1 protein-coding gene is annotated in these 500 nt (G+C 65.9%); it reads right to left on the bottom strand.

Annotated elements, in window-relative coordinates:
- Window positions 1-216: 216 nt before the first annotated feature.
- Window positions 217-500: transposase (locus ACXJ3V_RS20935; RefSeq protein ID WP_457102277.1), on the bottom strand; the 284-nt coding region annotated here is incomplete at its 5' end.

Here is a 500-nt window from a genome sequence, read left to right as displayed (position 1 = left end):
GTCTAGATCAGGTCTAGATCCAATACTGTTCAGATACGTAGCACGCGCAACGCCGGCGTCGGCTCAYGYCTGCGGTGGAGCTCGGCGCCGCGACGRCGCACTTTGAARTTGCTCATCTTGCGCTTGACCCCTCGCGGGTTGTGGCGGCCGCGGCTGCTCACGCAGCGGCCGCGGCCGATCTCRGCGAGCAGCGCGTCGCGCCAACTTCCGATGCGCTCAGGGGGGAACAGCCGCTGCTTGCGGCATTTTTCGCTTGATCACGCGCACGGCGTGCATGAAGCTCAAGCGGTCCGGATCGAGCTGTTGCTGCCAAGCCGCTTGCGCCATCAGCTGGCGCACGGCGAAGTGCGCCAGCAGCAGCCCCCACAGCTCCTGCTGTACCAGGTCCGGCGTCTTGCTGCGCAGCACGGTGCTGGCGCCACGCAAGTGCGTCTTGAACTCGTCAAACACACCCTCGATTTCCCAGCGCTCGTGGTACAGCGCCGCCAGCTCCAGGCCCG

The sequence above is a fragment of the Microbacterium sp. P5_E9 genome, assembly GCF_054049175.1.
This window is presented reverse-complemented; position numbering and strand designations above follow the sequence as displayed.